This window comes from Bradyrhizobium sp. Kon10 (assembly GCF_055807395.1).
Genome location: NZ_JBVVOZ010000296.1, coordinates 1 through 255, shown reverse-complemented (window position 1 = coordinate 255; position 255 = coordinate 1). Strand labels below are relative to the sequence as shown.

General features: G+C 71.0%; 1 protein-coding gene. It reads right to left on the bottom strand.

Annotation, left to right across the window (positions count from 1 at the left end; all coding sequences use genetic code 11):
• On the bottom strand, positions 1-162 hold a 162-nt coding region (locus AC0L2O_RS37100; RefSeq protein WP_473373242.1), incomplete at its 3' end, for a nucleotide-binding protein.
• Positions 163-255 lie beyond the last annotated feature (93 nt).

Here is a 255-nt window from a genome sequence, read left to right as displayed (position 1 = left end):
GCCTGTCGCGGCGGTGTGGAAGCCCGGGTCGATATAGTCGGGACCGGATTTGGCGCCGCGCACCTTCAGGCCGCGCCGGGCGAGCGCACGCAAAATACCGATGGTGACGCTGGTCTTGCCCGAGCCTGAGCGCGGCGCGCCGATGATGATCGCACGGGTCATGGCTCGCCAGCCAATGCCGTGCGCATCGCGACGATGCCGCCGACGACGATCAGCGCCGGCGCGGTCAATCCGGCGGCGGCCGCCTCCTCGGCA